We start from the raw sequence: 22,561 nt of genomic DNA, 5'->3' as shown, positions 1-22,561 counted from the left end.
GGACATACTAGAACCTGTTACAGTTTTTCGCATGAAGGAGTCCTACGACGTCGTCGTGGTCGGCGCCGGTGGCGCCGGCATGGCGGCCGCCCTCGCCGCCTCCCGCAAGGGTCTCGACACGGTGCTGATCGAGAAGAGCCCCTACTTCGGCGGCTCCACCGCCCGCTCGGGCGGCGGAGTGTGGATCCCCGGAAACTACGCCATCAAGGCGGCTGGGCAGGACGATCCCGGTGACCGGGACGCCGCGAAGACCTATCTCGACGCCATCGTCGGCGACGTCGTGCCGAAGGTGCGCCGCGACACCTACATCGACCGTGGCCCCGAGGTCATGGACTTCCTCCGCGAGAACACCCCGCTGAAGTTCGTCTGGGTCCCGGAGTACGCCGACTACCTCCCCGAGCAGCCCGGCGGCCGCCCCCGCGGACGCAGCGTGGAGCCGGTGCCGATGGACGCGCGCTTCCTCGGCGACGAGCTCGAGCGCCTGCACCCGCCGTACACCAAGGCGCCGGCGAACCTCATCGTCATGCAGCGCGACTACCGCAAGATCAGCCTCGGCCTGCGCACCATCAAGGGCCCGCTCACGATGATCCGCGTGATGCTCAAGCGCGTGCTGTCGCTGCTGCTCGGCCGCAAGATGTACGCGATGGGCAACGCCATCGCGATCGGCCTGCGCCAGGGCCTGCGCCAGGCGGACGTCCCGGTCGAGTACGAGACCGCGCTCCAGGACCTCCTCGTCGAGGACGGCCGCGTGGTCGGCGTGGTCGTCGAGCAGGGCGGCCAGACCCGCGAGGTCCGGGCGACCCGCGGCGTGATCCTCGGCTCCGGCGGCTTCGAGCACAGCCAGGAGCTGCGCGAGAAGTTCCTCCCCCAGCCCACCTCGACCGAGTGGTCGACCGGCGCGGCCTCGAACACCGGCGGCGGCCTGCTCGCCGGCACGGCCGCGGGCGCGGCGACCGACCTGCTCGACGACGCCTGGTGGGGCCCGACGATCCCGCTCCCCGGCCGCGCGTGGTTCTGCCTCGCCGAGCGCAACCTGCCCGGCTCGATCATGGTCAACGCCGCCGGCCAGCGCTACATGAACGAGGCGCTGCCGTACGTCGAGGCGACCCACGAGATGTACAAGGGCGAGGCCACCGGCGTGAGCCACGTGCCGTCGTACCTCGTCTTCGACCAGACCTACCGCAACCGGTACCTCTTCGCCGGCCTCGCCGGCCGCCAGCCCTTCCCGGGCCGTTGGTACAAGGAGGGCGTGGTCACCCGCGCCGACTCGCTCGCCGGCCTCGCCGAGAAGCTCGGCCTGCCGGAGGGCTCGCTGGACGCCACGGTCGAGCGCTTCAACGGGTTCGCCCGCTCCGGCGTCGACGAGGACTTCCACCGCGGCGAGTCCGCCTACGACAAGTACTACTCCGACCCGACGGTCAAGCCGAACTGCTCGCTCGCGCCCATCGAGAAGGGCCCGTTCTACGCCGTCAAGATCGTCGCCGGCGACCTCGGCACCAAGGGCGGCCTGGTCACCGACGAGCGCGCCCGCGTGCTCCGCGAGGACGGCACGGTCATCGGCGGCCTGTACGCCGCGGGCAACGTCTCCTCGGCCGTCATGGGCAACACCTACCCCGGGCCCGGTGGCACCATCGGCCCCGCCCTCGTCTTCGGCTACCTCGCCGCCGAGGACATCGCCCAGCACCCGACGCAGGAGAACAGCTGATGCCGATCGACCCGTCCGTCGCGATCGGCGCCGACCTCGGCGCCCGCACCTTCTCGTGGACCGAGTCCGACGTCCTGCTCTACCACCTGGGCATCGGCGCCGGCTCCCGCGCGGGCGACAACCTGTCCCCCGCCGCTCTGCGCTACACGCTCGACAACGCCGCCCTGCAGGTGCTGCCGTCGTTCGGCGTCGTCGCCCCCACCTTCCACGACACCGACCCGCCGCCGCTCGACCTGCCCGGCTGCGACATCAACCTGGCCCAGGTGGTCCACGGCTCGCAGTCCATCTCGGTCTCCGGCGCGCTCCCCACCTCGGGCACGGCGACCGTCCGCACGACGCTCACCGACATCTGGGACAAGGGCAAGGCCGCCGTCATCTGGCAGGAGGGCGTCGCGACGTCCGACGCCACCGGCGAGGAGCTGTGGCGCGTGCGCTCGTCGATCTTCGTCAAGGGCGAGGGCGGCTGGGGCGGCGACCGCGGATCGGCCACCCCCGTCGAGGTGCCCGGGCGCGACGCGGACTTCGTGGCGTCGTACACCGTGACGCCGCAGCAGGCCCTGCTCTACCGGCTCTCAGGCGACCGCAACCCGCTGCACGCCGACCCCGACTTCGCCAAGACCGCCGGCTTCCCGGCGCCGATCCTGCACGGTCTGTGCTCCTACGGCATCGTGCTGCGCGAGCTCACCGACGGCCTGCTCGGCGGGGACGCCGCGGCCGCCGCGGGCTTCACCGCCCGCTTCGCCGGCGTGGTGTTCCCGGGCGAGACGATCCGGGTCGCCGGGTGGCGCACCGACGAGGGCATCATCGGCTCGGCCACCATCGAGGGTGGCGAGCGCGACGGCTCCCCCGTGCTCGCGGACTGCGTCCTGACGCTCGCCTGAGCCGTCAGGCGGACAGGTTCCGGAGGAGGTCGCGCAGCTGCGCGGCCTCCTCCGCCGTGATGCCGAGGGCCTCCGCGATCCGGCAGTGCACCTCGCCGAAACGCGCGTGCACGGCGCGGCCCTCGGCGGTCAGCGCGACCACGACCGCACGCTCGTCGGACGCGCTGCGGCGCCGGGTGAGCAGCCCGTCACGCTCGAGCCGGCGCAGCAGCGGCGACAGGGTCGCGTGGTCGAGACGCAGCTCGCGACCGACGTCCTTGATCAGCATCTCGTCGTGCGCGCCCAGGACGACGAGCACGAGGTACTGCGGGTAGGTCAGGCCGAGCTCCCCGAGGATCGGCCGGTACGCCGCCGTGACCTGCCGCGACGCGGCATACAGGTCGAAGCAGATCAGGTCGTCGAGGACCGGGGCGGACGAGCTCATGGTTGGAATATACCTCGTGGTCGATTATCTTGTGCACGAAGCAACTGATCTCCACCCCCACCGAGAGGAACCACGATGCCCACTCGCACCGGACGCACCGCATGGAACGGCGGACTCCAGGACGGCACCGGCCAGGTCGAGCTGACCTCGTCGGGCGCCGGCACCTTCGACGTGTCCTTCCCCAAGCGTGCCGCCGACGACGCCGACGGCACCACCAGCCCCGAGGAGCTCATCGGCGCCGCGCACTCCGCGTGCTACGCCATGTCGCTCTCGAACGAGATCGCCCAGGCCGGCGGCACGCCGGTCGCGCTCGACGTCTCGGCGGACGTCACCCTCGGCCCGGACCCGGCCGGCGGCTTCCAGCTCACCGGCATCACGCTGACCGTGCGCGCCGAGGTGGAGGGCCTCGACGAGGCGGGCTTCCAGGCGGCGGCCGCCGCGGCGAAGGTCGGCTGCCCGGTCAGCAAGGCGCTGGCCGCCGTACCGATCACGCTGGACGCGGCACTGGAGAGCTGAGGTCGACCCCCAGGTCGACCGGGTCACCAACCCGGATCGTCCCGCCCTCGAGGACCCGGAACACGGTCCCGGCCCGGCGTCGGAGCGCCTCCTGCGCTCCGGCGCCGATCGTGTCGTCGAGGAGCTTGCAGGGCGCGGCCACCCGCACCACCTCGAGCAGCACCTCCCCGACCCGGATCCGCGCCCCCGGGTCCCGAGGTACGACGCCGTGGCTGACCGTGACGTTGCGCCGGGTCAGCTCCGAGGCCACCTCGCGGCCGAACACCCGCGCGGCCTCGTCGAGCGTCTCCCTGCTCTGCACGGTGACGTGGCGGTGCCGGGTGCCGTGGTAGCGGTCCCCCACGATGCCGCGTCCGGCCTCCACCTCGACGGTGTCCTTGGCCTGCATCGGCAGCCGGGTCGCTTTCGCGACGTGGATCCCTGCCACCACCGGCGTTCCTCCCCCGTCCCGCATGGCCTCACCCTAGGCTGCGGCCCATGGACGCCTCGGAGCCCGCACCCCTGGAGATCCGGCGCGTTCCGCCGCGACAGGCCTGGCAGGCGATCGCGCTCGCCGGCGCCGCGGTGCTCGGCGGAGCCCTGCTCGTGATCTCCGGCGTGCTCGCGCTCGCGACCCAGGACCTCGAGCCGGCCGAGCAGGTCAACGGCGGGCTCGTCGTCGTGGTCGGCGCGATGGCGGGCGTCTGGGGCGGGCGGCGGCTGCGCAACCGCCGCGGACTGCTGCGGTCCGACGTGGTCCTGCGGCTCGACGCACACGGGGTCGGTGCGCTCACCGGCTCGCTCGCCGAGGACGGCGCGTGGGCGTCGCTGAGCTGGGCGGACCTCGACAGGGTCGAGATCCGTGAGCACCGGCTCGGTCCGCCGTACTTCGTCGAGGAGAAGCAGGCGCCGGTGCTGCGGTTCGTGGCCACGGACGACGCTGCCATCCAGGTGGGACACGGCTCACCGTACGAGGCCGTGAAGGCCGCGGCCCTCGACATCACGCCAGCGGCAGCCGCACTGGCGATGATCCTCGGCCCGACGACGCAGGACCGGCTACCGCCGATCCGCGCCTGGCTGGCCGCGCACCGGCCCGAGGTCCGGGTCGTGGAGGGCTAGACCGCCTCGGCCTTGGCCCGCAGGGCGGCCACCATCGCGTCCGGGTCCTCGGCGGAGTAGACCGCCGAGCCCGCGACGAACACGTCCGCGCCGGCCTCGGCGCAGCGCTCGATCGTCTCCAGCGAGACTCCGCCGTCGACCTGGAGCCAGGTCTCGACGCCGTGCTTGTCCATCAGCGCCCGCGCACGACGGATCTTCGGCAGGCACATGTCGAGGAACTTCTGGCCCCCGAAGCCCGGCTCCACGGTCATGATCAGCACCATGTCGAGCTCGGGGAGCAGGTCCTCGTAGGGCTCGATCGGGGTGGCCGGGCGCAGCGCCATGGACGCCCGGGCGCCGGCCGAGCGGATCTCGCGGGCCAGCCGGACAGGGGCGCGCGCGGCCTCGACGTGGAAGGTGACCGAGCCACAGCCCGCCTCGACGTACGCGAGCGCGTTGCGGTCGGCGTCCTCGATCATCAGGTGCGCGTCGAGCGGGACCGGGCTGACCCGGGCGAGCGCCTCGACCATCGCCGGACCGAAGGTCAGGTTCGGGACGAAGTGGTTGTCCATGACGTCGACGTGGACCCAGTCGGCCCCGGGGATCCGGGCGACCTCCTCGCCGAGCCGGGCGAAGTCGGAGTTGAGGATCGACGGCGTGATCTGGATGTGGCCCACGGGCGATCAGTCTAGGGATGCCCGGCGGATGCCCGGAAAATCGCGTACAACCATTCCCACGGCTCGCGCGTCATCGGGGCATGGAGCTGATCGAAGGAGGTGCCGCGGTGCTCGCACCGGACCGGGACGACGCCGCGTTCGACGCGTTCGTCGCGGCCCGTCTGCCGCACCTGCTGCGGCTCGGCCGCGCCCTGACCGGGGACGAGCAGCGCGGTGCGGACCTGGTGCAGGACGCGCTCGAACGGGCGCTGGTCCGGTGGCGCAGGCTCGACGAGCCCGAGGCGTTCGTCCGACGCGCGATGGTCAACCGCAGCATCTCCGTGTGGCGCAAGGTACGACGCGAACGGCCGCTCGAGGCGCTCGGCACCCACACCTCCTCTGAGGTGGTGCACGACCGGCCGGCCGACCACGAGCTGCTCGCCGCCGTGCGGGCGCTCCCCCCGCGTCAGCGGGCGGTGGTCGCGCTGCGCTACTACGAGGACCTCACCGAGGCCCAGACCGCCGAGGTGCTGGGCTGCTCGGTCGGCACCGTGAAGAGCCAGGCCAACCGGGCCATGCTGGCGCTGCGGCGCCAGCTCCCGACGTACACCGACCGGGAGGAGACGCGATGAGCAACCCGCTCGAGGACGCGCTGCGCGAGGCGTTCGCCACCGATGTCGCCGTCGATGCCGACCGGTTCACCGGCGGGGTCCGGGCCGGGGTCCGCCGGCGCCGCCAGACCCGCCGCGCCGTCGTGGGAGCGGCTGTCGCGACCCTGGCGCTCGCTGGCGCCGTGGTCGTGGGGGTCGGCACGAACGGCGGGGACGACACCGCGCCGCCGACCGACCACGTGACCGACTCCAACGGTGTCGGTTCGCCACCCGTCAGGCCGAACGGTCTGGCCGTGGTCGGCGACGTGCTCTACGCGATCACGCCCGGCCTCGCCACCGACTGCGGCTGCTCCCAGGTCTTCCGCCATGACGGCCACTGGAGCCAGATCGGTGAGATCCCGGCCGAGTTCGTCATCCAGCTCACCTTCGCGGCGAACGGGACCGACGCATGGGCGACGGACACGAACGGCCGCCTGCTGGCGAGCCACGACGGCGCCCGCACCTGGACGGCCCTCGACCACCCGCGAGCACGCGATGACGCGGGACTGTCACTTGCCCTCGGCGACCAGGGCCTGATGGTCTTCGACGACGGCAGGCACCGCATGTGGCGGGGCGATCCGGCAACCGACGCCCTGACGGAGGTCGCGGTCCCGGACATCGGCGATCCGAGCGGGCTCGACGTCGTCGGCGACGCCTTCATCCTGGTTCCACCGGGCGAGACCGCGCCCGACGGCACGCCGTTGGCCGTGTCCACCGACTTCGGCACGACCTGGTCCCGGCTCGATCCTCCGTGCAACGGCTGGTCCTCCAGCTCGCGCGGTGCGCTGTTCGTCAGGTGTCCTCTGGAGGACGGGACGATACGGATCTGGCGCTGGCGCCCGGGCGAGGACTTCCACCGGTTCGCTGACGTCGACGTGGCCAGCGACGACGGCTGGGCGCCGCTCGACGACGATCGCCTGCTCCTCAAGCTGGGGGACGACGAGCGGATCGTGACCGCCGCGGGCGAGCAGGAGATCACGACCTACCTCGCTGCCGACCAGATCCTCAACGGCACGGCAGCGATCGGCGACCACCTCTACATCGTCACCTTCGACGGCTTCCAGGAGTCCCTCGACGGCGGCACGACCTGGCGACCGGTTCGCTGATCGGGAGATTCTCCTGCGGTGGGGCCGATCCGGGCCGATCATGACAACAGGGACCACCGCAGGTCCCGACTCCGGGGGGAGGTCCGACGATGGCCATGATGAACAGCGAGGCCCGCAAGCGGTCCGTCACGACGCCCGACGAGCCGACGGCGCTCGCCGCCCGGCTCGCGGACGCCTGGGACCGCGAGGCGGACAACGAGGACGCGCGCGGCAACGGCTTCGCGGCCGTGATCCTGCACCAGCACGCCCGCCAGCTGCGCGAGGCGCTGCACCCGCCGCTCAGCGCGTAGCCGGCGCCCACGCCCGAGGGCCGGGAGAGAGCCCGAGCTCTCCCCCGGCCGCCCGATCAGCGGACCACCCGGTCAGCGCACCCGCTTCGCCACGCTCGTCCTCACGACCGTGGTGTAGCCGGCCTTGGTCCCGGTCACCCGCACGGTGATCCGCTGGCCCCGGTCGGCTCGCACCAGCCGGTAGCCGACCTTGGTCGCTCCGCGGATCGCCTTGCCGTTGCGCAGCCACTGGACCTTCCGGGTCACCGGCGCCGGACCCCAGGTGCCGAGCACGGCCTGGAGGGTCCGTCCGACCACCGCGGTACCCGTGATCCGCGGGACCGGCGCGGTCAGGATCCCGGCCGCGACGGTGGCCGTCGTGGCGCTCGGCACCGTCAGCGACGCGAAGCCGTCCTTGGCGCCGGTCACCGCGACCGCCAGCTTCCGGCCCCTGTCGGCAGCGACGACGGCGTAGGTCGCCTTCGTCGCCCCGGCGATCGGCGCTCCTGCCCGCAGCCACTGGTAGGACAGCGCCACCGGCTCCGGTCCCCACGTGCCCGCGACCGCCGTCAGCTTCGCCCCGACGCGGGCTGTGCCCGTGATCGTCGGCGTGGCGGGCACCAAGGTGCCGGGCGGGGCGGCGACCACCGCGGCCGTGACCGCGTCGGACGTCGTCACGTTGCCGGCGGCATCGGTGATCCGGGCCGTGAAGGTGACGTCCTCCCCTGCCATCTCGCCCGTGGGCGTGAAGGCGAAGGTGTACGGCGCGTGCGTCGACGTGGCCATCTCGGTGCCGTCGGCGAGCAAGGTCACCGCCGCCACTGCCAGGTCGTCACTGGCGCGGACGATCGGGGTCACGGGCTGACCGACGGTCAGCTCCGTGCCACCGGCCGGCTCGACGATCCGGCCCTCCGGCGCCTCGTCGACGACCGCGCCCACGGTGCTCGCCACGCCGGCGGGCACCGAGGTCGCGCGCTGGGTCACGACCACGGAACCGCTGCCGCTGATCGCCTCGAGGCCCGTCGCCGGGTCACCCACGCCCGTGGTGGCGGGCGCCGTCGTACCGAGGTAGCTGCCGGCGATCGTGAACGGGGCGTCCGAGCGCACCGTGCTGCCGTCGGCCGCGACATTGGCCACCGCGACGCCGTTGCCGGTGATCGCGTCGCCACTGGCGGTCAGCTGCCCGCCCTCGACGCCCGCGTCGCTCAGCAGCAGGCCGGTCGAACGTGCCGGGTCCGGGGTGAACCAGTTGGTGGTGATCCGGCTGTCCTTGACCAGTCCGTCGACGCCGTTGGTGAACTCCACGCCGGTCTGCGGGTAGACCGCGTTCTTCCTGCCCTTGACCACGGTGCGCACGACGTAGCCGTGCTGCTTCGTGCCGGTCCGGACCAGGTTGTCGGCAGCGCCGTCCTTCCCGCGGCCACCGTCGAACAGGATGCCGCCGGACTGGTAGCCGGTCACAACCGAGTCTGTGACCGTGACCTCGTTCTCGACCGTGCCCTTGCCGGCACCCAGGATCAGGCTCGTCTTCACGATGCCGTAGCCGTGGGGGTGGTCGGCCAGCTCGGCAGCGCTGGTCGCCGTGCGCAGCGGGCCGACGACCGAGCTGCTCACCCGACCTGCGGCGCCGAAGAAGGCGATGCCCGCCTCGGCCCAGGTGCTGCCCGAGGTCACCGTGACGCCCGAGATGTCGACGAACATCTCACTGGTGTCGGTCGAGCCGAGCGACTGCCGCGACACGGTGATCACGTTGCCGCCGCCGTCGCGCAGGTAGGGCACCAGGCCGGCGAGGTCGTCGACCGACGACTTCGGCTTGATGACCACCTTGTCGGCGCCCGCGCCCTTGATCTTCAGCGGCTTGGTGATCGTCAGGCCGTTCGTGGCCTCGAGTGCCACGGGGTTGCTGGCGTGCGCGTTCGGCGTGGACGACTCCTCGTAGACACCCTCGCAGACCGCGATCGTGTCCCAGGGGGCCGCGAAGTCGACCGCCTTCTGGATGGAGGAGAACTGCGCGTCGGGGCACTGCACCTTGTCGTCGTCGACGGTCCAGACCGTGTTGGCGCCGCGCTGGCCGACGGTGTCGACCAGCGCCAGGTTGCCCTTGGACACGTCGTACGCCTGGAGGTACGACGCCGGGTCGGGACCCGTCGCCGGCGCACCGTGCCCGGCACCGTCGGCCTTGTCCGCACCGTCGGAGAGGACCAGTGGCGCACCCTCCTTCTCCTGGAAGCGCACGTCGGCCAGCTGGATGGAGCCGGAGGCCGGCGTACCGTCCTCACCGAAGCGGAGCTCGACCGCGGCCACCTGGGACAGGTCGACACCCTGGTCGGAGAAGGCGGTCAGCGGGACGCGGACCTGGTCCAGCACGATGTGGGTGTTCGGCGTGTTGGTGCCGGTCGACATGTGCAGCGCGTTGCCCCACTTCTCGTCACCGGCGTGCACCGTGCCCTCGTGACCCGCGCGGTCCTTCACCGCGATGATGAAGTCCTGGGTGGTGGCCGTCGGGTCGTAGGACGTCGGGAGCTCGTTGGGCCACTCCGCGCCGACCTTGGTGTTGTCCCCACGGTTGTCCGCGCCCGGGTTGCGCAGGTCGAAGAAGTTCACGTCGGCCCCCATGGCCAGCGCCTTCAGCCCGCTCATGTCCGCGTCGGCAGCCGGGACGACGGCCGTCAGGCGCGCCTTCTGGCCGGCCTCCCACGCCAGCGAGAGCTGGCGACCGTAGGAGTGGTTGACCGGGGCGTTCTCCCGGGTGCCGTTCTGGCCGCCGAGAGCCGCCTTGGCCGGCAGCGGGCACGCCTTGGCGCCGGTGGGCTGGGTGGTCTTCCCGAGCTGGGCGGGCGCGAAGTCGTCCGGCTCCGGGTTGCACCAGTCGTACTCGGCGAAGCCGGTGCCGGTCAGCGGTGCCCCGAGCGCGTCCTGCCCGAGCGGGTTGGTGATCTCCGGACGGATGATGTCGACGCGCTCGCCGGGAGCGGCGAAGTAGCTCGTCGAGACGTATTCGCTGCAGTCGATCCGCGTCCCCGACGCCGAGGTCGGGCAGGCGCTGGCCGGGATCTGCCGGTGCGACGCGGTGGCCGACAGCTCGCCGGTCATGTAGGGCTCGAAGGCGCCCTCGCCGCCGACGTAGCGCCGGAAGAAGGCGGCCATCGTCGCGAGACCGATCTTCTCCTGGTCACCCATCCGCGCCGGGTCGCCGGAGATCTTGGTGTTGACCAGCGGGTTGAAGGTGTCGTCGTTGTCGATGACGTAGTTGTCGGCCTTGGCCGTGTCGTGGCTGCCGTTGGTGGAGCCGGGCCGCGCAACGATCGCCTGCGGGTTGGCCGCACCCGAGAGCCGGAGGTTGTTCGGGTGCGCGTTGGTCGTCGCGAACGGCGCCGAGTTGCCGCAGGCCGCGTCGTTGTTCGCCTGGCCGTCGGCCCCGCCGTCGGCGTACCAGACGGTGTTGTACCAGTTGTGGATCGCTCCCAGCTGGCTCGACTGGATGCGCGGGAACGGGTCGCCCGGGTTGATGTACTGGCTGCGCTCGTAGAAGCGCGCGCCCTGGAGGTTCGACACGTCGCCGTCGCAGAAGGGCAGGATCGACAGGTAGGGCATGCCGTACGGCGCCTTGCGCTCGTAGTCGACCGGCGCCAGCGAGATGACGCCGCGCAGGGGGTAGCGCGGGCCGTCGGTGCGGGTGCGGTTGTAGTCGATGAAGCTGGTGACCGCGTCACCGCCGCGGGAGTGGCCCATCAGGCCGATCCGCGTCATGTCGAGCTTGCCCTTGAGGGTGTCGCCGATCGTGGTGTGCGCGTCGTCGGCGAGACCGTCGCTGTTCGCCTTCGACAGGGCGTCGAGGGCGGCGGCGATGAGCAGGCGGCGCTGGTGCATGCCCTTGCCCTTGTTGTTGTCCTGCCGCATCATCAGCTGGTCCTGCGACACCGAGAAGGTCGTGTAGCCCCAGGTCGCGAGGTTCTCGCCGAGGTAGGCGTAGCCCGCCTCGTTGCGCTTGAAGGCCGTGCAGCTGGCGGTGGCGGAGTCCTGGCCGGCGTCGCACGAGCCGTGGTTGCCGTGCACCAGGATCAGGACCGGGCTGGGCTCGGCGCGATCGGCCGGGTAGTAGAGCGAGCCGCGGATCTCCAGCTGCTCGGCGGACTGGGCCTGTCCCGTGCCCGGCGCCGCGCCGCTCGAGCTCGGCTCCTGCAGGTCGACCAGCCCGAGCTTGGTCTCCTGGAGGGTGCTGGCGGTGTAGCCGCCGCGTGCCGTCGGATCCGGCAGGGCGGAGTAGTCGGGCGCTGCCTCAGCAGCCCGTACCGGGGACGCCGTGCCGGCCACCAGGGGCACGGACACGACGGAGAGAGTGAGCGCCAAGGGCACCAGGGCCCTGAGCGCGCGGGGGATTCTCATGCGCAACCTCATCGATCTCGGGATGCCCGGCAGGGGATGGCCCGGGCTCGATGAGGCTAGGTAGTTGAAGTATCACCCAGATTTGTGAACCGTTTCAGACTGGTAAAGCCTCAATCATTCCCGAGTGCCGCGCCGATCGCGGCGATCCCCCGCTCCACCTCCGCGAAGGACGTCGACAAGGGCGAGAGGCCGATCCGCAAGCCGTCCGGGTTGCGGAAGTCCGGCAGCACGTCGCGCTCCCACAGGGCGGCGGTCACCGCGCGCATCCGCGGGTGCGTGATCGTGACGTGACCGCCGCGCACCGCCGGGTCGCGCGGTGAGGCCAGGCCGACGTCGGACAGGTCCCGGTCGACCAGGTCCACGGCGTACGACGTCAGCGCCACCGACTTCGCGCGCACGGCCGCGATGCCGACCTCCTCCAGCAGGTCCACCATGTCGGCGAGACCGAGCATGCCCAGGATCGGCGGCGTGCCGCTGATCAGCCGCCGGATGCCCGCGGCCGGCGCGTACGCCGGGCCCATCGCGAACGGGTCGGCCGCACCCATCCAGCCCTGGACCGGCTGGTGGAAGGCATCGGCGTCGAGGTGGCGCCGTGCGACGTACCCGAAGGCGGGCGCCCCGGGACCCCCGTTGAGGTACTTGTAGCTGCAGCCGACCGCGAGGTCGACCTCCCACGCGTCCAGCTCGACCGGTACGGCGCCCGACGAGTGGCACAGGTCCACGAGGATCCACGCGCCGGCGTCGTGCGCGACCCGGGTCAGCCCGGCGACATCGGCCATCCAGCCGGACTTGTAGGCCACATGGCTCACCACGACGAGCGCGGTCTGCTCCCCCACGACCTCCGCGAGCCCCTCGACCGTCACGCCTGCGTCCGGCTCGACGTCGAGCCACCGGACGGTGAGGCCGCACTCGCGGGCGACGCCCTCGACGACGTACCGGTCGGTGGGGAAGTTGTCGCGGTCGACGACGATCTCGGTGCGGCCCGGATGCGCGGCGACGGCGCCGCGGACCAGCTTGTAGAGCAGCACCGTGGTGGAGTCGCCGATCGCGGTCTGGCCGGGAGCGGCACCCAGGGCGACGGCCGCGAGCCGGTCGCCGAGCACGAGCGGCTGCTCGAACCAGCGCTCGTCCCAGCCCCGGATCAGCCGGCCGCCCCACTCCTCGGTCACGAAGCGCGCCGCCCGGTCGGCCGTCGCCTGCAGCGGCCGGCCCAGCGAGTTCCCGTCGAGGTAGACCAGCGACGTGGCCGCGCCGACGAAGAGGTCGCGGCGGGAGGCGAGCGGGTCGGCGGCGTCGAGCGCCGCGGCATCGAGGGTCACGGGCCGAACCTATCGCCCCGTCCGGTGTCCTCACTTCCGATGGTCGCACCCATTTTAACCGAGGCCGACGTAACAGCCGTGACGCACGGGAGTTCTGGGATTCGAACGGGCGGGTCTGGGGGCCGTCCGCAGCGCCTTCTCGGGAGCACACGGGACGCCGAGCCCCTCATCGGCAGTCATCTGAGAAAGGCATCGACATGCTCCGCATGACCAAGAAGAAGGCTGCCGTCGTCGGCGGCGTCACCGCCGTCGTCCTCACCGGCGGCGTCGCGTTCGCGTACTGGACCAGCACCGGCGAGGGCACGGGTACGGCGACCACCGGCACCTCCTCCGCGTGGGAGGTCACCGTGGACGACAGCACTCCCGGCCTGACCCCGGGCGGTCCGAGCGCCACGGTCAGCTTCCACGTGAAGAACACCAACAGCGGTGTGCAGAACCTCCAGGGCGCGGTCGCCACGGTCGAGGGCACCTCGGACTCCGGCTGCACCGACGCGGACTTCTCCATCACCAGCCTGTCGGTCCCGACCGGCGATGTCGCCAGCGGCGCCACCGTCGACGGCACCTTCGTGATCAGCATGATCAACCGCGCCGCCAACCAGGACGCCTGCAAGGGCGTCTCGATCGACCTCAAGGTCGCGGCGAGCTGACGCTCGTCCGACCCGAGAGCTGAGTCGACATGGCCAGGAGGAACCCGATGACCAGGTACAGCGGACGCATCCGTCTGCTCGTGCTGCTGGTGGCCGCCCTCCTGGCCACGTCGCTCGGCTCGAGCGCCGTGCAGCCCACCGCCACCACGCTGGGCGCCGGCCTCGGCATCTCCGTCGACCGTACGTCGGTCGGCGTCACCATCGGCTCGCAGGCGGTCGTCGCCGTCACCGTGAGCCAGCCCGGGTCGCTGCTCGGCCCGGTGCACCTCAGCGTCACCGGCGCCCCGGTCGGAGCGACCGTCGCGATCCTGCCGAACCCGGCGATCAACGGGATCCCCGCGGTGGTCGCGGTGCAGACGAGCGCCACGACGCCGGTCGGCAGCTACCTGCTGAAGATCACCGCCACCAGCAACGGCCAGTCCGTGTCGGTGAACGTGCAGCTCAACGTCACCCTCGCGACCGGCTTCACGATGGTGCTCTCGCCACCGGCGGCCACCGTCGTGGACGGCCAGTCGACGACGTACACGCTGACCGTGAACCGCGGCCTGCTCGCGGGCCCGATCTCGCTGAGCCTCTCCGGCGTGCCGCAGAACGCGACCGCCACCGTCTCCCCCTCGCTGTCGCTGCTCGGCAACACCGCGACGGTCAAGGTCAGCACCGCTACGAACGTGGTCCCGGGGACCTACCTGATCACGGTCAAGGGCCAGTCGCTGCTCGCGTCGGAGACCGCCTCGGCCTACCTGATCGTGCTGCCCCAGACCTACGACGACTTCCCGATCGCGGGCACGCCGGACCGGACCCTCGCCCCCGGCAGCGAGCGCGCCGCGATCGACCTGGCGCTGACCAACCCGTTCGGCGCGCCGATGACGGTGACCGCGCTCGGCGTCGACGTCACCTCCACCGACAAGCCCGGCTGCGCCACCTCGAACTACGCCGTCACCGGCTACTCCGGCCCGTTCCCGCTGACGATCCCGGCCCACAGCACCCGGACGCTCTCGTCGCTGGGCGTGCCACGGGCGCAGTGGCCGGCCGTGCGGATGCTCAACCTGCCCACCAACCAGGACGCCTGCAAGACGGCCGTCGTGCAGCTCGCGTACAGCGGCGCCGGGAACGGGGCGTGACCACCATGAAGCGCTTCGCCACCACCTCCCGCCGCCGTCGTCCGGCCCCCGCCCGCCACCGCGGCCACGGCCGGGCCGCGTCCACCGCGCGCCGTACCGTCCGCCCGGGCCTGGCCGTCGCCCTCGTGCTCACCGTCGGGCTCTCGCTCGGCGGGGTCGCCGCGGCCTTCTTCACCTCCGACGGCACCGGCGCCGGCACCGTCACCACCGGCACCCTCGAGGCGCCCACCGACGTGACCGCGACCTCCACGCCCGGCACCGGCGACGTCGACGTGTCCTGGACTGCGCCCACCTCCGGCATCGCTCCCGACGGGTACCGCGTGCGCCGAGTCCCCGCGAGCGGGCCCGCCGTCCTTGTCTGCGGCACATCCGCATCCACGACCATCGCCGGCACCCACTGCACCGACGAGGGCGTCCCGGTCGGCAGCCACACCTACGTCGTCACCGCGGTGCAGGCCAGCTGGACCGCCGTCGCGACCGCGAGCGACGCGGTGGTCGTGGGCCAGGTCGCGCAGGCCATCACGTTCACCTCCTCGCCCACCTCCCCGACGTACGGCGGTCCGTCGTACACGGTGACGGCGGACGGGGGCGCCTCCGGCAACCCGGTCACCTTCGGCAGCGACAGCCCGTCGGTCTGCACCAGCACCGGTACGCACGGCGCGACCATCACCTTCGTCGGCGCGGGCACCTGCACGATCACCGCCCACCAGGCCGGCAGCACCTACTACAGCGCGGCACCCGCGGCCCAGCAGGCGTTCCCGGTCGCGAAGGCCGCGCAGGCGATCAGCTTCACCTCGACCGCGCCGACCACCGCGGTCGTCGGCAGCAGCGGCTACCACCCCGCCGCCACCGGCGGCGGCTCCGGCAACCCGGTGATGCTGACGATCAACCCGGCCACCACCGCGAACTGCTCGATCTCGAGCGGGGTCGTGTCCTACCTCAAGGCCGGCACCTGCACGATCGACGCCGACCAGGCCGGCGACGCGAACCACGCCGCCGCGCCGCAGGTCCAGCAGTCCTTCGCCATCTCCCCCGCGGCCCAGGCGATCACGATCACCTCGACGCCGCCCGCGGACGCGAAGGTCGGTGATACCTACACGCTCACCGCCACCGGCGGCGGCTCCGGCAACCCGGTGACCTTCGCCTCGACAACTCCCGGCGTGTGCACCAGCACGGGTACGCGCGGCGCGACGATCACCTTCGTCGCCGCCGGCACCTGCTCGGTCACCGCCGACCAGGCCGGCAACGCCGACTACCTCGCCGCGGCGCAGGTCGGGCAGAGCATCGGCGTGACCCGCAAGGCGCAGGCGATCACCAACATCTCCCTGCCGACGTCCCCGACGTACCAGGGCGGCTACACGGTCACCGCCACCGGCGGTGGCTCCGGCAACCCCGTCACCTTCGCCTCGACGACGCCGGCCGTGTGCACCAGCTCCGGCACCAACGGCGCGACCATCTCGTTCGTCGGCGCCGGCTCCTGCACCATCACCGCGGACCAGAGCGGCAACGGGACCTGGGCGCCCGCGCCCCAGGCGTCGGTCACCTTCACCGTCGCCAAGGCCGCGCAGACCGTGAGCTTCTCGCCGGTCCTGACCGCGAACGCAGGGACGACGGCGACGCTGACCGCGACGGCGTCGAGCGGCCTCTCCGTCACCTTCTCGACCACGTCGGCTCCCGCGATCTGCACGGTCTCCGGCAGCACCGTCACCTACGTCGGTGCGGGCAGCTGCCAGCTGACGGCGACGCAGGCGGGGAACGCGAACTACCTCTCCGCGAGCTCGTCGGCGACGGTTGCGGTGAGTGGCGATTCGCTCGCCCCGACCATCACGCTCGTCGAGCCGGGGAACGAGACTGGGACCTGGGCGAGCATCTCGTGCACGGGCGCCGCCGGCAAGATCTGCGTCACCGCGACGGACAACGTCGGTGTCACCTCGGTGACGATCAAGCTCACCAAGTCAAACGGCCGGTGCTGGAATGGGGGCACCGGATCCTCGCTCGATGCGACCTTCTGCGGTACGCCGATCGGGCTGTCGCTCGTGTCCGGGCGGTGGGTCACGGCCAACTCGCTTACGGTGGCCGGCAACAGCGGTGCCGGCAGCTTCACGGCGGGCAACACCGACTACACCCTCGAGGTGCGGGTGTCCGATGGCACCAACACCACCACGACGAGCTACGCGTTCCGCGTCACCGCAGCCTAGGCCTCGTCACCCTCAACCGGAATCTCGTCCCGGTCCGCCCACTCCAGGAGCGGCGCCAGGTCGAACACGTGGTCGTCGATGTCGTGGTGGAGGTCCCCGAGCTCGGCGAAGCGCGCGGGGACGGTCCGGATCGTGAAGTCACGCGGGTCTGCGTCGTCGACCTCGTCCCACCGAATGGGGGTGGAGACGCGGGCGTCGGGCAGGCCGCGGACCGAGTAGGCGGCCGCGATGGTGTGGTCGCGGGCGTTCTGGTTGTAGTCGACGAACACCGCGGCCGGGTCGCGGTCCTTCTTCCACCAGGTGGTGGTGACCAGCTCGGGAGCACGGCGCTCGACCTCGCGGGCGAACGCGAGCGCGGCGCGGCGTACGCCCTTGTGGTCGTGCTCCGGCTTGACCCGGACGTAGACGTGGAGGCCCTTGCTGCCGCTGGTCTTCGGGTGGCCGACCGCGCCCAGCTCGTCGAGGACCTCGTGGGCGACGTGGGCGACCTTGCGGATGTCGTCGTACGTCGACTCCGGGCCGGGATCGAGGTCGATGCGCCACTCGTCGGGCATCTCGGTGCTGCCGCGGCGGCTGTTCCAGGGGTGGAACTCGACGGTCGACATCTGCACCGCCCAGATCACCGACGCCAGCTCGGTCACGCACAGCTCGTCGGCGGTGCGCTTCCAGCGCGGGAAGAACAGCTGCACGGTCTCGACCCAGTCCGGTGCGCCGGCGGGCAGCCGCTTCTGGTGCACCTTGTCGCCGTCGAGGCCCTTCGGGAACCGGTGCAGCATGCACGGCCGCTCCCACAGCGCGTTGACGATGCCCTCGCCGACGGAGAGGTAGTACTCGACGAGGTCGAGCTTGGTCGCACCGATGGCTGGGAAGTAGACGCGGTCGGGGTTGCTCACCCGGACGACACGGCTGTCGACCTCGATCTCGATCGCCGGGGACGCCATGGCGCGACCCTATCCGTTGCCACGGACGCCACGGCTACGGTGAGCTGGTGGACTTCGACCAGCCGCCCGTCGTCCGGGTCGTCGCGGATCGCGGTGGCCTGCCGCGCCACGGACTCCGCGACGACGAGTGGCCGTTCACGGTCCCCGCGATCGCCCAGGTGCTGCGCGAGGACCTCGACCTGTCCCCGGGCGTGACCTTCCTCGTCGGCGAGAACGGGTCGGGCAAGTCGACGCTCGTCGAGGCGATCGCCGTCGCCTACGGGCTCTCGCCCGAGGGCGGGACCCGCCACGGCCAGCACTCGACCCGGGCGACGGAGTCGCCGTTGCACCGGGTGCTGAGGCTGCAGCGCGGCATCGGCACCGGACGGTGGGGCTTCTTCCTGCGCGCCGAGACGATGCACGGCTGGTTCACCTTCGCCGAGCAGCACGCCTCCAGCGGCGACCCGGTCTTCCACGAGATGAGCCACGGCGAGTCCTTCCTCGCCGTCCTTCGGTCGCGCTTCGACTCTCCTGGCTTCTACTGCCTCGACGAACCCGAGGCCGCACTGTCGTTCTCGTCCACGCTGGGGCTCATGTCGCGGCTGCAGGACCTCGTCGACGACGGCGGCCAGGTCCTCTGTGCGACCCACTCCCCCGTCCTCGCCTCCCTGCCCGGAGCGAGCATCCTCGAGGTCGGCGACTGGGGTCTTCGGCGCACGACCTGGGAGGAGCTGGAGCTGGTCCAGCACTGGCGCCGCTACCTCGACGACCCCCAGCGCTACCTGCGCCACTTCCTCGGCTGAAGGTCCTGCCATGCCCGCTGTCACACGATCGGTCCCCCGAGGCGTCAGATGGGTGTGAAGGCACACAGTTCGGGAAGGCAGGCCGCGGAGTTCACCGCCTTCGTCCGCGAGACCGGCACCCAGCTCCACCACGCGGCGATGCTGCTCACCGGCGACCACCACCTCGCGGAGGACCTGACCCAGGCGACGTACGCCAAGGTCTTCGTCCACTGGCGGCGGGTGCAGGCGGCCGACAGCCCGCTCGCGTACGCCCGCACCACCCTCCTCAACACGTTCCTGTCGCACCGGCGCCTGCGGCGCAGCACCGAACGGCCGGCGGAGCTCACGCCGGTCGACACCGGTCACGAGCCCGATCCGGGCACCCGTCTGGACCTGCTCGCGGCGCTCGGCACCCTGCCGCCGCTCGACCGCGCGATCGTCGTGCTGCGCTACTGGGAGGACCGGAGCGTGGCCGAGACCGCGACCGACCTCGGCCTCGCCGAGACCGTCGTCCGCACCCGTGCGCGGCGCGCCCTCCAGCGGCTGCGCCCGCTCATCGACCCCATCCACGAGAGGACCTCGTCATGACCGACTTCGACGACCGCATCGGCCCCGCACTGCGCGACCGGCTGCGCACCGAGCAGCCCGACCTCGAGCACCTCGCCACCGCCTCGCTCCGCGCCGGCCTCCGGCTGCGTCGCCGGCGGCGGGTCGCCACCGTCGCCGGAGGTACGGCGGCCTTCGCCGTCGTCGGTGTCGGCGTCGCCGTCACCCAGGGCGGTTCCAGTACGACGGCCCGCGACCACGACTTCGCGGACACACCGACCGCGCCGACGACGGCGAGCGCCACCGTGACCGCGGATCCCGAGGACGCCGCGGGGCTGCCGACCGGAGAGCCCGCCAACGCGGCGCCGTTCACGATCGACGCGCCCGGCTGGAGCTGCGGGGACTACCTCGACGAGAAGATCCCGTGCACGAAGGACGACTCGTTCGTCTCGATCAACGTGCGGCCCGCCGCCGAGCACGACGCCTGGGCGAGCGACCCCGACAAGGGCGGCAGCTCGTTGTGGGTGAGCCCGGTCCACGGCGACTTCTTCGTCTCGGTCCAGGGCGGGGCCGGCTCCCTGTCCCAGACCGACCTGACCGCGCTCATCGACGGCATCACCTTCGCGCCCTGACGGTCCCGGCCGCCAGACCGGCGGCGGCGAGCGCCACCAGCCCCGCCGCCGGTACGACGAGCGCACCCGTCCCGCCGATCGCCACCGTTCCCGCGGCGAAGGCAGCCCCGACGGCGATCCCGCCGTTGAACAGCACCGGGATCAGGGCACCGGCCAGGGTCCGGTGCGCGGGCCCGGCGAGCCGCAGCACCAGCGTCTGGGCCAACGGCGGCAACGCCCCGGACACGACACCCCACGTGACGACGGAACCGAGCACCAGCCAGCTGCTGTCGCCGGCGGCACCCAGGGCCAGCAGCGCCGCCGCGGTGGCGGCGGTGGCCACGACGAGTGCGGACCGTGTGTCGCCGGTGACCCGGCCCGCGAGCGCGACCCCCGCAGCCGACGCCACGCCGAAGGCGAGCAGCACGCTTCCCATCCCGCCCGGCAGCACCGCGTCCGCCGGCTCGCCGAGCCGGGTGACGAACGTGAACGCGCCGTAGTGGCCGACCAGGGCGAGCGCCACCAGCACGGTGACGGCGACCATCGGACGCAGCGCACCGTCCTGGCGGTGGGGCCCGTCGGCCGTCGTACCGGCCGGCGGGGCAGCGACCGCCGGGACGACCGCGCGGACCAGCACCGCGGCGAGCACACTCCCCACGGCGAGCGTCCAGAACGCGGCACGCCACCCGGCGAGGTCGGCCACGAACCGCCCGACCGGCGTCCCCAGCACCATGCCCAGCGTGGCCCCGCCGAGCACGATGGCCGTCGCCCGCCCGAGCAGCCGGTCGGGCACCAGGTCCGCGACGTGCGCGTTCACGGTGGCCCACAGCAGCCCCACCGCGGCGGCCCCGAGCGTGCGCGCGCCCACCACGACGCCGTACGACGGCGCCAGGGCCGTGAGCGCCGACGCCACCCCGAACGCGACCAGGCTGCCCGTGATCACCAGCGTCCGGGGCACGTGGCGCACGAGGTGCACGAGCGGGAAGCTCGCCACCACCACCACGGCCGCCCAGATGCTGACCAGCAGCCCTGCGGCGGAGTCGGAGACGCCGAGACCGGCGCTCATCGGTGCGAGCACCGCCGTCGGCAGCATCTCGCCGGTCACCATCACGAGGGTGGCGCCGCCGAGGACCAGCAGTGCCGGTAGCGGGAGCTCGGTCGTCGTACGGTCGGTAGCGGGTGCGGAACCCGCGGTGGTCGAGGTCATGCTTCGACGGTAGAGTTTGACACTGATGTCAATGTCAAGGTCTGGATCGACGATGTGAGGCGGCAGACATGAAGATCGGCGAGCTGGCCGAGCGCACGGGCGTCGCGGCCCGCCTGATCCGCTACTACGAGCAGCAGGGCCTGCTCGCCGCCGACCGCCTGCCCAACGGCTACCGGACCTACGGCGAGCCGCACGTCGAACAGGTCAGCCGGGTCGCCGGCCTGATCCAGTCCGGCATCCCCACCCGCCTGGTCCGCGCCCTCCTCGAGGCCGAGGCCGCTTGCGCCACCGACGCCACCACCTGCTCCCGCGAGCTCGCCGACCTGCTCGCGGCGGAGCTCGACGGGCTCGAGCAGCGGATCGCGTGCCTCACCCGCAGCCGGGACACGATCCAGCAGGTGCTGGCACGGACGCGCTAGTTCTGCGCTGCGTCAATCAGTTGCGGTTTGGGACCAAACCACAACATCTCCCCCCGGATTGCTGCGGTTTGGGACCAAACCGCACGACGCAGCGCAGAAGGTTCAGCGCCAGCCGAGCCCCGGCGCCACGTGCGTCAGGATCGACTCCAGCACGTGCGCGTTGTAGTCGACACCCAGCTGGTTCGGGACCGTCAGCAGGAGGGTGTCCGCCTCGGCGATCGCCTCGTCCTCGCGCAGCTGCTCGATCAGGGCGTCCGGCTCGGCGGCGTACGAGCGGCCGAAGATCGCGCGCATGTTGTCGATCTGGCCGACCTGGTCGCCGTCGGGACGGCCGCCGAAGTAGGCGCGGTCCTCGTCGGAGACGAGCGGGAAGATCGAGCGGCTGACCGACACCCGCGGCTCGCCGGTGTGCCCGGCTGCGCCCCAGGCGTCCCGGAAGACGCGGATCTGCTCGGCCTGCTGGACGTGGAAGGGCTGGCCGCCCTCGTCCTCCTTGAGGGTCGAGCTCATCAGGTTCATGCCGAGCTCGGCGGCCCAGCGGGCGGTGCCGTTGGACGCGGCGCCCCACCAGATCCGCTCGCGCAGGCCCTCGGAGTGCGGCTCCAGGCGGAGCAGGCCGGGCGGGTTGGCGAACATCGGGCGCGGGTTCGGCTCGGCGAAGCCCTCGCCGCGCAGCGCCTCGAGGAAGACCTCCGTGTGGCGGCGGGCCATGTCGGCCTCGGTCTCACCCTCGGCCGGGGCGTACCCGAAGTACCGCCAGCCGTCGATGACCTGCTCCGGTGACCCGCGCGAGATGCCGAGCTGCAGCCGGCCGCCCGAGATCAGGTCGGCGGCGCTGGCGTCCTCGACCATGTACAACGGGTTCTCGTAGCGCATGTCGATGACGCCGGTGCCGATCTCGATCCGGCTGGTCCGCGCGCCGATGGCGGCGAGCAGCGGGAACGGGCTGGCGAGCTGGCGGGCGAAGTGGTGGACGCGGAAGTACGCGCCGTCGGCACCCAGCTCCTCCGCCGCGACCGCGAGATCGATCGACTGCAGGAGCGTGTCGGCGGCGCTGCGTGTCTGCGAGTGCGGACTCGGCGTCCAGTGGCCGAACGAGAGGAACCCGATCTTCTTCATGA

At 72.2% G+C, this 22,561-nt stretch carries 22 protein-coding genes; 14 read left to right on the top strand and 8 right to left on the bottom strand.

Annotated elements, in window-relative coordinates:
* The first annotated feature begins 31 nt into the window (after positions 1-31).
* Both kstD and ASE20_RS05320 read left to right on the top strand, forming a co-directional pair.
* Entirely contained in the window at positions 32-1,705 is a 1,674-nt protein-coding gene (kstD, locus tag ASE20_RS05325; RefSeq protein ID WP_056893475.1) for a 3-oxosteroid 1-dehydrogenase, read from the top strand.
* Positions 1,705-2,586: a MaoC/PaaZ C-terminal domain-containing protein gene (locus ASE20_RS05320; protein ID WP_056893474.1), complete on the top strand. Its 882-nt coding sequence runs from the start codon at positions 1,705-1,707 to the stop codon at positions 2,584-2,586. The genes kstD and ASE20_RS05320 overlap by 1 nt, the downstream gene beginning before the upstream one ends.
* A gap of 4 nt (positions 2,587-2,590) precedes the next feature.
* On the opposite strand, the gene ASE20_RS05315 is transcribed toward ASE20_RS05320, so the two are convergent.
* On the bottom strand, positions 2,591-3,010 hold the full coding sequence (locus ASE20_RS05315) for a MarR family winged helix-turn-helix transcriptional regulator (RefSeq protein WP_056893473.1): 420 nt from the start codon (positions 3,008-3,010) through the stop codon (positions 2,591-2,593).
* Positions 3,011-3,085: 75 nt separating this feature from the next.
* On the opposite strand from ASE20_RS05315, the gene ASE20_RS05310 reads away from it, so the two are divergent.
* Complete coding sequence (locus ASE20_RS05310; RefSeq protein WP_056893472.1) at positions 3,086-3,526, top strand: OsmC family peroxiredoxin; 441 nt, start codon at positions 3,086-3,088, stop codon at positions 3,524-3,526.
* On the opposite strand, the gene ASE20_RS05305 is transcribed toward ASE20_RS05310, so the two are convergent.
* Positions 3,498-3,980, bottom strand: coding sequence for an MOSC domain-containing protein (locus ASE20_RS05305; protein WP_056893471.1), 483 nt, complete (start codon positions 3,978-3,980; stop codon positions 3,498-3,500). The genes ASE20_RS05310 and ASE20_RS05305 overlap by 29 nt on opposite strands.
* Positions 3,981-4,003: 23 nt before the next feature.
* On the opposite strand from ASE20_RS05305, the gene ASE20_RS05300 reads away from it, so the two are divergent.
* Entirely contained in the window at positions 4,004-4,624 is a 621-nt protein-coding gene (locus ASE20_RS05300) for a hypothetical protein (RefSeq protein WP_056893470.1), read from the top strand.
* Here the strand turns inward: ASE20_RS05300 and rpe are convergent.
* Positions 4,621-5,280 carry a ribulose-phosphate 3-epimerase gene (rpe, locus tag ASE20_RS05295; protein ID WP_082612170.1) on the bottom strand — a complete coding sequence of 220 codons (660 nt, stop codon included), beginning with the start codon at positions 5,278-5,280 and terminating at the stop codon, positions 4,621-4,623. The two genes, ASE20_RS05300 and rpe, sit on opposite strands and share 4 nt — an antisense overlap.
* A gap of 80 nt (positions 5,281-5,360) precedes the next feature.
* On the opposite strand from rpe, the gene ASE20_RS05290 reads away from it, so the two are divergent.
* The 3 genes from ASE20_RS05290 to ASE20_RS05280 all read left to right on the top strand — a co-directional run bounded on the left by ASE20_RS05290 (position 5,361) and on the right by ASE20_RS05280 (position 7,305).
* Positions 5,361-5,891 (top strand): SigE family RNA polymerase sigma factor, encoded by a 531-nt coding sequence (locus tag ASE20_RS05290; protein WP_056893469.1) that lies wholly within the window; start codon positions 5,361-5,363, stop codon positions 5,889-5,891.
* Positions 5,888-7,015 carry a hypothetical protein gene (locus tag ASE20_RS05285; RefSeq protein ID WP_056893468.1) on the top strand — a complete coding sequence of 376 codons (1,128 nt, stop codon included), beginning with the start codon at positions 5,888-5,890 and terminating at the stop codon, positions 7,013-7,015. The genes ASE20_RS05290 and ASE20_RS05285 overlap by 4 nt, the downstream gene beginning before the upstream one ends.
* A gap of 89 nt (positions 7,016-7,104) precedes the next feature.
* The gene (locus ASE20_RS05280) at positions 7,105-7,305 is read left to right on the top strand and encodes a hypothetical protein (RefSeq protein WP_056893467.1); all 201 of its coding nucleotides are present in this window, start codon (positions 7,105-7,107) and stop codon (positions 7,303-7,305) included.
* 72 nt (positions 7,306-7,377) lie between these two features.
* On the opposite strand, the gene ASE20_RS05275 is transcribed toward ASE20_RS05280, so the two are convergent.
* Both ASE20_RS05275 and ASE20_RS05270 read right to left on the bottom strand, forming a co-directional pair.
* Entirely contained in the window at positions 7,378-11,670 is a 4,293-nt protein-coding gene (locus ASE20_RS05275; protein ID WP_162261045.1) for an Ig-like domain-containing protein, read from the bottom strand.
* A gap of 110 nt (positions 11,671-11,780) precedes the next feature.
* Positions 11,781-12,989: a kynureninase gene (locus tag ASE20_RS05270; protein ID WP_056893466.1), complete on the bottom strand. Its 1,209-nt coding sequence runs from the start codon at positions 12,987-12,989 to the stop codon at positions 11,781-11,783.
* 197 nt (positions 12,990-13,186) lie between these two features.
* On the opposite strand from ASE20_RS05270, the gene ASE20_RS05265 reads away from it, so the two are divergent.
* From ASE20_RS05265 to ASE20_RS25805, 3 genes are read left to right on the top strand one after another with little or no spacing between them, the layout of a single operon-like run.
* A complete protein-coding gene (locus ASE20_RS05265; protein WP_056893465.1) occupies positions 13,187-13,636 on the top strand; it encodes a hypothetical protein in 450 nt (149 codons plus the stop codon).
* Between the two features lie 47 nt (positions 13,637-13,683).
* A complete protein-coding gene (locus ASE20_RS05260; protein WP_056893464.1) occupies positions 13,684-14,757 on the top strand; it encodes a hypothetical protein in 1,074 nt (357 codons plus the stop codon).
* Positions 14,754-16,955, top strand: a complete 2,202-nt coding sequence (locus tag ASE20_RS25805; RefSeq protein ID WP_056893463.1) for a hypothetical protein — start codon at positions 14,754-14,756, stop codon at positions 16,953-16,955. The genes ASE20_RS05260 and ASE20_RS25805 overlap by 4 nt, the downstream gene beginning before the upstream one ends.
* On the opposite strand, the gene ligD is transcribed toward ASE20_RS25805, so the two are convergent.
* Positions 16,952-17,896, bottom strand: coding sequence for a non-homologous end-joining DNA ligase (gene ligD, locus ASE20_RS05250; RefSeq protein WP_056893462.1), 945 nt, complete (start codon positions 17,894-17,896; stop codon positions 16,952-16,954). The genes ASE20_RS25805 and ligD overlap by 4 nt on opposite strands.
* A 47-nt stretch (positions 17,897-17,943) precedes the next feature.
* Between ligD and ASE20_RS05245 the strand changes: the two genes are divergently transcribed.
* From ASE20_RS05245 to ASE20_RS05235, 3 genes are read left to right on the top strand one after another with little or no spacing between them, the layout of a single operon-like run.
* On the top strand, positions 17,944-18,678 hold the full coding sequence (locus tag ASE20_RS05245; RefSeq protein ID WP_056893461.1) for an AAA family ATPase: 735 nt from the start codon (positions 17,944-17,946) through the stop codon (positions 18,676-18,678).
* A 54-nt stretch (positions 18,679-18,732) separates the two neighbouring features.
* Positions 18,733-19,245 (top strand): SigE family RNA polymerase sigma factor, encoded by a 513-nt coding sequence (locus ASE20_RS05240; protein WP_235538764.1) that lies wholly within the window; start codon positions 18,733-18,735, stop codon positions 19,243-19,245.
* Positions 19,242-19,835 carry a hypothetical protein gene (locus ASE20_RS05235; protein ID WP_056893459.1) on the top strand — a complete coding sequence of 198 codons (594 nt, stop codon included), beginning with the start codon at positions 19,242-19,244 and terminating at the stop codon, positions 19,833-19,835. Before ASE20_RS05240 ends, ASE20_RS05235 begins: the two co-directional genes overlap by 4 nt.
* Here the strand turns inward: ASE20_RS05235 and ASE20_RS05230 are convergent.
* Positions 19,819-21,021 (bottom strand): MFS transporter, encoded by a 1,203-nt coding sequence (locus ASE20_RS05230; protein WP_056893458.1) that lies wholly within the window; start codon positions 21,019-21,021, stop codon positions 19,819-19,821. The two genes, ASE20_RS05235 and ASE20_RS05230, sit on opposite strands and share 17 nt — an antisense overlap.
* Before the next feature lie 68 nt (positions 21,022-21,089).
* On the opposite strand from ASE20_RS05230, the gene ASE20_RS05225 reads away from it, so the two are divergent.
* Positions 21,090-21,440: a MerR family transcriptional regulator gene (locus ASE20_RS05225; protein WP_056893457.1), complete on the top strand. Its 351-nt coding sequence runs from the start codon at positions 21,090-21,092 to the stop codon at positions 21,438-21,440.
* 102 nt (positions 21,441-21,542) lie between these two features.
* Here ASE20_RS05225 and ASE20_RS05220 read toward each other — a convergent pair whose 3' ends face one another.
* Complete coding sequence (locus ASE20_RS05220; RefSeq protein WP_056893456.1) at positions 21,543-22,559, bottom strand: LLM class flavin-dependent oxidoreductase; 1,017 nt, start codon at positions 22,557-22,559, stop codon at positions 21,543-21,545.
* Positions 22,560-22,561: the final 2 nt, after the last annotated feature.

Origin of the sequence: Nocardioides sp. Root240, assembly GCF_001428825.1 — a bacterium.
Taxonomy (GTDB): domain Bacteria; phylum Actinomycetota; class Actinomycetes; order Propionibacteriales; family Nocardioidaceae; genus Nocardioides.
Note: the sequence above shows the minus strand (reverse complement) of the source record. Positions and strands in the feature narration are given on the sequence as shown.

Excerpts from the sequence above, each read along its gene's own strand:
- ASE20_RS05320 (WP_056893474.1), top strand. The coding sequence starts at position 1,705 with ATGCCGATCGACCCGTCCGTCGCGATCGGCGCCGACCTCGGCGCCCGC.
- ASE20_RS05225 (WP_056893457.1), top strand. The coding sequence starts at position 21,090 with ATGAAGATCGGCGAGCTGGCCGAGCGCACGGGCGTCGCGGCCCGCCTG.
- ASE20_RS05230 (WP_056893458.1), bottom strand. The coding sequence starts at position 21,021 with ATGACCTCGACCACCGCGGGTTCCGCACCCGCTACCGACCGTACGACG.
- ASE20_RS05265 (WP_056893465.1), top strand. The coding sequence starts at position 13,187 with ATGCTCCGCATGACCAAGAAGAAGGCTGCCGTCGTCGGCGGCGTCACC.
- ASE20_RS05285 (WP_056893468.1), top strand. The coding sequence starts at position 5,888 with ATGAGCAACCCGCTCGAGGACGCGCTGCGCGAGGCGTTCGCCACCGAT.
- ASE20_RS05260 (WP_056893464.1), top strand. The coding sequence starts at position 13,684 with ATGACCAGGTACAGCGGACGCATCCGTCTGCTCGTGCTGCTGGTGGCC.
- ASE20_RS05315 (WP_056893473.1), bottom strand. The coding sequence starts at position 3,010 with ATGAGCTCGTCCGCCCCGGTCCTCGACGACCTGATCTGCTTCGACCTG.
- ASE20_RS05300 (WP_056893470.1), top strand. The coding sequence starts at position 4,004 with ATGGACGCCTCGGAGCCCGCACCCCTGGAGATCCGGCGCGTTCCGCCG.
- ASE20_RS05305 (WP_056893471.1), bottom strand. The coding sequence starts at position 3,980 with ATGCGGGACGGGGGAGGAACGCCGGTGGTGGCAGGGATCCACGTCGCG.
- ASE20_RS05280 (WP_056893467.1), top strand. The coding sequence starts at position 7,105 with ATGGCCATGATGAACAGCGAGGCCCGCAAGCGGTCCGTCACGACGCCC.
- ASE20_RS05310 (WP_056893472.1), top strand. The coding sequence starts at position 3,086 with ATGCCCACTCGCACCGGACGCACCGCATGGAACGGCGGACTCCAGGAC.
- kstD (WP_056893475.1), top strand. The coding sequence starts at position 32 with ATGAAGGAGTCCTACGACGTCGTCGTGGTCGGCGCCGGTGGCGCCGGC.
- ASE20_RS05275 (WP_162261045.1), bottom strand. The coding sequence starts at position 11,670 with ATGAGAATCCCCCGCGCGCTCAGGGCCCTGGTGCCCTTGGCGCTCACT.
- ASE20_RS05290 (WP_056893469.1), top strand. The coding sequence starts at position 5,361 with ATGGAGCTGATCGAAGGAGGTGCCGCGGTGCTCGCACCGGACCGGGAC.
- ASE20_RS05220 (WP_056893456.1), bottom strand. The coding sequence starts at position 22,559 with ATGAAGAAGATCGGGTTCCTCTCGTTCGGCCACTGGACGCCGAGTCCG.
- ligD (WP_056893462.1), bottom strand. The coding sequence starts at position 17,896 with ATGGCGTCCCCGGCGATCGAGATCGAGGTCGACAGCCGTGTCGTCCGG.
- ASE20_RS05235 (WP_056893459.1), top strand. The coding sequence starts at position 19,242 with ATGACCGACTTCGACGACCGCATCGGCCCCGCACTGCGCGACCGGCTG.